Here is an 8,012-nt window from a genome sequence, read left to right on the forward strand (position 1 = left end):
GAGGTCCCGGAACGCTATGGTCCGTCGACGACCTGCTACAACCGGTTCATCCGCTGGCGAAAGGCTGGAGTGTGGGACCGATTGTTGGCGGCGGTTTCCGCCGGTTTCAACGGCGAGTTGGTGATGATCGATTCCACTTGCATGCGCGTCCACCAGCACGGTGCGACGGGCAAAAAGGGGGATCCGGCAATCATGGCATGGGACGTTCCCGGGGCGGCCTTACGACCAAACTCCACGCTCTTGTCGACGCTGATGGACGTCCTGTCGGACTGCGACTGACGGGTGGCCAGGTCCATGATGCATACGAAGCTGAAGCGCTGATCGAGGCCATTCCCGAGGGTGCCACCCTGCTCGGTGACAAGGGCTATGACAGCACGGCCATTCGCGAGGCGGCCGCGGCCAGAAACATCTGGGCCAACATTCCCAACCGCTCCAACCGTAAGCAGCGCTTCGGCTTCTCGTCATGGCTCTACCGCCAGCGTAATCTCGTCGAGCGCTTCTTCAATCGGATCAAGCAGTTCCGGGGCATCGCCACTCGATATGACAAGGACGCTGCCAACTATCTCGCGGCCATCAAGCTCATCTGCGTAAGGCTGTGGTGCAACGCGTAATGAGTCCGCGCCCTAGCTTCTGGCAGCGCTGTTCGCGCGGGAGCCGGCGGACTGCCACCTCTCCAGCAAGGTGATGCTCTGCAGTGGACATTCGCAGCCATCGCCCACGATTGAAGACGTGCCCTGCAACATTAAGCTCTCCTCCGCAGGAGCAAGCCCTAAAGCTTCGACGGCACAAACGGAACCTCCTTGCTATTCCAAGACATCTCTCCTCCTGTTCTGGCAAAGCACGACGGAAGCAGACCCTCAATGTCCAGACGACAGGATTGTCGATGCTCTTGGATAGGTTGCTTTTTCAAATGCACGCCTTAGCACTGGGCAGCTCAATGTCGACGGACCAGCTGCCCTCAGCAGTTGATGGAAACCAAATGTTCGCTTCCGATTCCAGATCGCCCCATCCCGATCTGCAGAGCATAAGACAGGATGTTCACGCTCGGTAGACGGGGGAGCTCGGTACGCGGGGAAACCGGGCGAGCCGGACAAGGCGATAACAACTTGCAAATGCTTCTATATCGAAGTACTAACCCGCCATTCATATTGATGTGAACGGAAGGTTTTGGATGACGGCACTGCAGCTGGGGGTGATCGGGCTTGGCCGCGGCTTTATGCTGACTTTGCCCGCCCTGCTCCGGCATCCCCGAATCGAACTGGCCGGCGCCTTCGATCTTCGCCCGGGGGCGCTGGCCCGCTTCGCCGAGGAATTTGGCCGCCCGGGCTATGCGGAGATGAATACGCTACTTGCCGATCCCACCATCGATGCGGTGTACATAGCTACCCCTCACGAATATCATGCAACCCAGACGATCGCGGCCCTGCGGGCCGGCAAGCATGTCCTGGTCGAGAAGCCAATGGCGACCACGGTTGCGGATTGCGCCGCGATGGCTGCCGCCGCGCGGGACAGCGGGCGGGTGCTAGTCGTGGGCCCGAGCCACGGCTTCGACGAGCAGGTCCGGCGTGGCGCCGAACTCGTGGCATCCGGCTGCTTCGGCTCCGTCCGTCTTGTAACGGCGCTCAACTTCACAGATTTCATGTTCCGACCGCGGCGCGCGGAAGAACTGGACAGCAGCCGCGGCGGCGGGGTCGTCTATAGCCAGGCTGCGCACCAGATCGACGTCGTACGGCGGCTCGTGGGCCAACCTGTCGCCAGCGTGCGAGCAATGGCGGCGAATTGGGACGCAACCAGACCGAGCGAAGGCGCATATACCGCGCTGCTGAGCTTCGCGGGCGGCGCCACGGCGACCCTGACGTACAGCGGCTATGCCCACTATGATAGCGATGAACTGGTAGGCTGGGTTTCCGAGCTCGGCCAGCCGAAGGACCCCGCCCGTTACGGCGAGGCGCGGCGCCTGCTCGCGACACTCAGCGCGGGCGACGAGCAACGGGCCAAGCTCGCTCGCACTTTCGGCGCGGGCGGCACCCTGCCGAATGCCGCCCCGCATCACGAGCACTTCGGCTTCATTCTCGTCAGCTGCGAACGGGCCGACCTCAAGCTGCTGCCGACCGGCATCGAAGTCTATGGCGATGCCACGCGCGAATTCATTCCCATCGACCCGCCCGAAGTTCCCCGCGCTGCGGTGATCGAGGAGTTCGCGGACGCGGTACTCGACAGCCGCCCTCCCATTCACGACGGCAAGTGGGGCCTCGACACGATGGCCTGCTGCACCGCCCTGCTTCAATCCAGCCGGCTGGCGGCCGACGTCGACCCGCGCCCCCTTACGATAGCTTCTGGAGAGTAATACACGATGACACGACTGAACCTTTCGTTGGCCTGCTGGGGATATGACCGGACAGAGGCCATTCAGACCGGGCGTGTGGTGCCGGACGGCATCGATTTGAATTTCCAGGTGCTCGATGTGGAGGAAACCTTCTTCCGCATGCTTCGCAACAAGGAGTTCGACGTCGCCGAGCTCTCGATGTCCTCCTACTGCGTCACCCTTGGACGCGACAATCCGGCCTTTGTCGCCATTCCGGTGTTCCCGTCCCGCTTCTTCCGCCACTCGTGCATCTTCGTCTCCGCCAAAAGTGGGATCGAAAAGCCCACGGACCTTATAGGCAAACGGATTGGCGTGCCCGAGTACCAAATGACGGCGCCCGTATGGATCCGGGGCATCCTCCAGGACGAGTACGGCATCGACCCATCCTCCGTTACCTATGTGACCGGCGGCGAGGAAGAACCCGGCCGCGAGGAGAAGCTGAAGCTCAACCTCCCGGACAAGTTCAGGGTGGAACCGATCGGTCCCACCCAGACACTGACCCGAATGCTGGCCGATGGCGAGATCGACGCTCTGCATACGGCCCGGGCACCATCAACCTTTTATAGCGAGCCCGGCAAGGTACGGCGGCTGTTTCCTGACTTCGTCGATGTGGAGAAGGCCTATTTCGCCAAGACGGGCATCTTTCCCATCATGCACGTCGTGGCAATTCGCCGCGAAATCTACGAGAAGCATCGCTGGATTGCGCAGTCACTTTACAAGGCCTTCGTCGAAGCGCAGAAGCTCACATACGAGCAACTACGTGTGTCCGCCTCGCTCAAGACGATGCTGCCATGGCAGATCGCCATGGTAGAGGACACCATCGCAACGCTCGGTGACGAATGGTGGCCCTACGGCATTGAGAAGAACCGCAAGGTGCTGGAAACCTTCACGCGCTATCACCACGAACAGGGTCTCTCACCCCGTCGCCTGACGGTCGAGGAGATGTTCGCGCCCGAGACGTTTGCCGAATTCCGCATTTGACCGAAACCCCCGGGGTCCGCCGAAGCACGTCGCCTACGGCGAACCCCGGGCGTCGCACTCGCTGACACGGGCGGCTTGCCGAGGCGTCTTCATGATGGCATTGACGATCCCCGAACGCGATGGAGAACTGATGTCCGCATTTACCCCGCAGCTGGATCCAGAAAAGAGCCTCGGTTATCAAGTGCGCCGTTGCCATCGACGATTCGACAGGTTGCTCAACGCCTATCTTTCCCCGCACGGGCTGAAATCGGGCTTCTGGTATTATCTGCGCGTGCTCTGGCTCGGGGAAGGGGTGACGCAAAAGTATCTCAGCGACATGACCAACGTAGCCGAGAACACAACCGTCACCATGATCAACGGCATGGTGGCGCAAGGACTCGTGGAGCGGACGCGCGACGCCAGTGATCGGCGCAAGCTGCGCATCTTCCTGACTGACCAGGGCCGTGCCCTCGAACAGGAGATGATGCAGTACGCAATAGACATCAATCAGGCGGCGCTGGCTGGCATCGATCCTCAAGAGATCGAGATCTGCGCATCAGTGCTGGGGCGGATGTCCGCCAATCTTAAAGCTGAACTGGAATCCTTACCTGAACAGGTTGCCGCAGCCGGGGACCCAGCCTGATAATTCAAAGGCTGAGCCTCGCTGCGTCCTGCCGGGCGGTCGGCATCCCGATCAAGCCCGCGCCTCCCCGGGCAGCCCCCGCCTGCTTCTGCAGGAAGAGCTATGTCGGGGACGGGCGATGATACTGCGCAGAGGTTCTGCTAGTCTGAAGCCATTGTATAATCCAGACCGATGTCCGCAGCCGGCGCACTCTGCGTAATGCGGCCGACGGATACGAAGTCCACGCCGCTCTCGGCGATTGCTCGGATGGTGTCCAGCCGAACGCCGCCCGATGCTTCGATCGGTACCCTTCCGTTCACTAATGCGACCGCTTGGCGCAGCTTCATGGGCGACATGTTGTCACACAGCAGACGATCCGCGCCCGCACGGAGTGCCGGCTCGATCTGCTCGATCAGATCCACTTCGACCTGGACCTCCAGCCCCGACTGCTTGGCGGATCGCACCGCTTGCTCCACGCTGTCGCAGAGCGCAAGATGATTGTCCTTGATCAGAATACCGTCATCCAGCCGCATGCGATGGTTGGTCGCCCCGCCCATGCGCGCCGCATACTTCTCGATCACGCGCAGGCCGGGAACGGTCTTGCGCGTATCGAGCAGCGTGCAGCCGGTTCCTGCGACCGCATCGGCGTACTGGCGCGTCAGCGTGGCGATGCCGCTGAGATGCTGGAGCGTGTTGAGCGCCGAGCGTTCAGCGGCGAGCATGGCGCGGGCATTGCCTTCAAGACGCATGATCGGTTGATCGGGCTGCACCCGCGCCCCGTCTTCCACCAACCTCTCGACGCGCACCTGCGGGTCCAGGGCCATGAAGAAGGCGACCGCCAGATCCACACCCGCAAGAACGATGTCCTGTCGGCTGCGGATCTGCGCGGAAAGACGAACGTCGGCGCCGATAGTGGACGAGGTTGTGACGTCACCCCCAATTCCGAGATCCTCCGCGAGCACCCTGGCCACGAAGTCATCCAGTCCTTTGCGATAGAGTCCGGCAGTCGGCGGCAGTGCCTCCAGTGTGTCGATCATCAGGGAACCATCTCCTCGAGATCGGTGCGGGACTTCTGATCCGCGCCGATGGCCATTTCCTCTTCCGACACATTGAGCAGGCGCCAGTCCGTACCCTTGGGTACGATGCCCTCAAACGACATCAGCTTCGCATGTGGAATGCCCGTACCGGCACCAAGCGCCGGTTCGCCCCTGGCCACTGCCTGGGCGGCACGGTACATCTGCGTGCGGAAGGCGAAGATTGCCTTATCGCTCGATCCCAGGCGGTCATCGCCACGATCGGCGATCTTGCCCATCGACTCCCACATCGCCATGTCCTGGGTGGGGATGCCGTAGATACCGGTGAAGTCGCCCGCCTTCATCGCCTCGCGATCCTGGAGATAGTTGTTCTCCAGCGTACGGATCTTCCTGAAGGTGATCGGCTCCACATCCTTGCCGATTTCAGCGCCGCAGAACTTGCGCCATGCATCCTGCGAGATACCCTTGGTCGGGTGCCAGGCGATCCAGTAGAACATCGTATTCTCGTCGTCGATCGGAACCAGCATCTGGCTGAGGTGGTACTGGTCGTTCGAAGGAATGTGGACTGTGAACGGCGCCACGAACAGCGTCATTCGGATGTAGTCGGTCGTGTCCTCGTTCACGATCGGCTTGCGGATGGCCACATAGCGGAAGCCGAAGGGGGTCTTCTGAACCTCCAGTCGCGGTGCCTTGTCCGCCGACGGACGCAGCCAGGCTGTGTCGGTGGCCGTGGAGCCGCTTACCCCGGTGGCGGTAGGCATGTTCGACGAGTGCAGGCTGGAGCTGTGCGCGGAGTCGATGGACCCTTCTAGAACCTGCGCCCAGTTGCAAGACCCGTGCATCTTGACGATGCTGATCTTGCTGTCTGGCGCCGTCGCCCAGTTCGGTACATCGAATGGCGCAACCTGATCGGGATCGCCCATCCATACCCACACGAATCCGCCAGCTTCCCGCACCGGATAGGCCTTGGTCTTCATGGTCGACCGGAGCTTGGCATCGACCGGCTCGGACGACATGTCGACGGCATTGCCATCCACGTCGAATTTCCAGCCGTGATAGAGGCAGCGCAGTCCGCACTCCTCATTACGGCCGAACGCCAGCGAGGCGCGACGGTGAGGGCACTTCTCGTCGAGCGCGCCTACCCGCCCCTCTGTGTCGCGGAATATCACCATATCTTCACCAAGCAGGCGCACGCGCAACGGCGTTCCGTCACGCTCGGCCACTTCCTCGATCATACACGCTGGCATCCAGTGCTGGCGCATCAACTCGCCCATCGGCGCTGCGCCCTCAACACGACACAAAAGATCATTCTGTTCAGGGGTCATGGAACAACGGTTCCTTATCTTATGTCGCAGTCGGCGTGTAACCCCGCGACTCGCATTGGACATTCAATCATCGAGATCGAATATCCTTCTATATCGAAGTTCTTTTAGTATCAAGTCCGAGTTGCATCTTTTTTGACTGCTGCCCGTGGACGCACAGGTCTGAACCCACTTGAGCAGCAATCCGGCGGCCAACGCTCGGCAAGATCGAGGGCGCTCCGGCTGCCGCTCTGTCAGATGGCCGATGGCTGTTGCTCGTTCAGGATATCTTAAAGCTGACCACCAGCCTGCGCGACAATGGTGATGCCGTGTGGCCGGCCGAGTAGAACGCGCGGCGGCGCCTACTATTTCAGCGTCGCCTTGGAGGCGTTCGCTTCGCAGGAAACCGCGGACCGTTATCTGGATGCTGGCACCGTTGCCGGCGGCGACGCCTGATCGCTCACCATTTACGGCAAGGAACGGATGGCGATCCTAGAGCCACAACGGGTCCGGAACCGATGGCCCCAACCCCGCCATACTCATATTTTTTCCACGCTGTGGCTCGTGACGTACCTAAATCCTTCGGGTGTCAGTGCTCCTGAACCGCCTCCATGTTGAGGAAATCCGCCTCGGCGAATCCGTGACTGATCTGGTAAGTATGAGTGGCACGGGTAGGCCTAGAGCGGTTTTCGATCATTCTGGTTCATAGCCGCACGATCTGAAGTAGTTGGCGCATTCCTGAGGCTGGAAGATATCGACGAGTTTGCCGATCAAGCTCCACAGGCCGCTGACCGTTCGCTCGCCCGCTTTGCGGAGCATGGCCTTGAGGCGGGAGAACGCTTTCTCGATCGGGTTGAAGTCGGGGCTGTAGGGCGGGAGAAAGCGCAGGGTTGCGCCTGCGGCCTCGATGAGCACTTGCACCGATGCGCGCTTGTGGCTCGATAGGTTGTCCATGATGACGACGTCGCCGGGCCGCAGTTCCGGGACGAGGACCTGAGCGACGTAGGCTTCGAACCAGTCGCCGTTGATCGGTCCATCGAGCACCATAGGCGCGACCATGCCGGTCATGCGCAGGCCAGCGACCAGGGTGGTGGTCTTGCGGTGGCCGTGCGGGAAGCCCATCCGCAACCGCTCGCCTTTCGGGCAACGACCGTGGCTGCGGGTCATGTTGGTGGCGGTCCAGGTTTCGTCGATGAAGACCAGGCGCTCCGGTTCGAGATCGAGTTGCCCCTCGAACCAGTCCTGACGCTGTTTCAGGACGTCTGGTCGATCTTGCTCTATCGCATGGCCTGTCTTTTTTTGCGCGTCAGGCCACGGCGAACAAAAAAGCGATGTAGCCCGGCCACGGAAACGGCCATGCCCTTGTCCGCAAGCGCCAGACGTAGTTCTTCGAGGGTGATGTCCCTACGCTCCTCCCAAATGGCCAGAATGTCCGCTGCCCGCTCTTCCACCCGCCGCGAGCGCATATCCCCGCCGCGCGGCTTTGGGGCAATGTCACCCGTCTCGCGCTGCTGTGCCCGCCAACGGACCGCCGTTGATGGTGCAACACCGAACCGGGCCGCCGCAGCACGGCAACTCGATCCACTGTCCACCGCTGCCAACAGCCGAGTGCGCAAATCCATCGAAAGAGCCATCCATGCCGGCCTCCTTCACCAGCACGGATTCTGAATCAGAAATCGCGCCCGAAGGGAATCCCAGACCGATTCAGAACGGTCGAAAACCGCTCTAAT

At 61.3% G+C, this 8,012-nt stretch carries 6 protein-coding genes and 1 pseudogene; 4 read left to right on the forward strand and 3 right to left on the reverse strand.

The window, feature by feature from the left end; genetic code table 11:
• The 4 genes and pseudogenes from L284_RS44535 to L284_RS44550 form a co-directional block, all read left to right on the forward strand.
• Positions 1-611 (forward strand): annotated as a pseudogene (locus tag L284_RS44535) (IS5 family transposase); the annotation flags it as partial.
• A gap of 560 nt (positions 612-1,171) precedes the next feature.
• A complete protein-coding gene (locus L284_RS44540) occupies positions 1,172-2,347 on the forward strand; it encodes a Gfo/Idh/MocA family protein (protein WP_021235897.1) in 1,176 nt (391 codons plus the stop codon).
• A gap of 6 nt (positions 2,348-2,353) precedes the next feature.
• A complete protein-coding gene (locus tag L284_RS44545) occupies positions 2,354-3,346 on the forward strand; it encodes an ABC transporter substrate-binding protein (protein WP_031343117.1) in 993 nt (330 codons plus the stop codon).
• A 91-nt stretch (positions 3,347-3,437) separates the two neighbouring features.
• A complete protein-coding gene (locus tag L284_RS44550) occupies positions 3,438-3,968 on the forward strand; it encodes a MarR family winged helix-turn-helix transcriptional regulator (RefSeq protein ID WP_021235899.1) in 531 nt (176 codons plus the stop codon).
• Positions 3,969-4,108: 140 nt separating this feature from the next.
• Here L284_RS44550 and nadC read toward each other — a convergent pair whose 3' ends face one another.
• The 3 genes from nadC to L284_RS47720 form a co-directional block, all read right to left on the reverse strand.
• Positions 4,109-4,984, reverse strand: a complete 876-nt coding sequence (gene nadC / locus L284_RS44555) for a carboxylating nicotinate-nucleotide diphosphorylase (protein ID WP_021235900.1) — start codon at positions 4,982-4,984, stop codon at positions 4,109-4,111.
• Complete coding sequence (locus tag L284_RS44560) at positions 4,984-6,306, reverse strand: Rieske 2Fe-2S domain-containing protein (RefSeq protein WP_031343120.1); 1,323 nt, start codon at positions 6,304-6,306, stop codon at positions 4,984-4,986. The genes nadC and L284_RS44560 overlap by 1 nt, the downstream gene beginning before the upstream one ends.
• 669 nt (positions 6,307-6,975) lie before the next feature.
• Positions 6,976-7,916 (reverse strand): IS630 family transposase gene (locus L284_RS47720; RefSeq protein ID WP_235054464.1). Its coding sequence is split into 2 segments (ribosomal slippage): positions 6,976-7,571 and positions 7,571-7,916, totalling 942 coding nucleotides; the frame shifts between segments, so codons are not numbered across the junction.
• Positions 7,917-8,012 lie beyond the last annotated feature (96 nt).

Source organism: Novosphingobium lindaniclasticum LE124, assembly GCF_000445125.1.
Classification (GTDB): domain Bacteria; phylum Pseudomonadota; class Alphaproteobacteria; order Sphingomonadales; family Sphingomonadaceae; genus Novosphingobium; species Novosphingobium lindaniclasticum.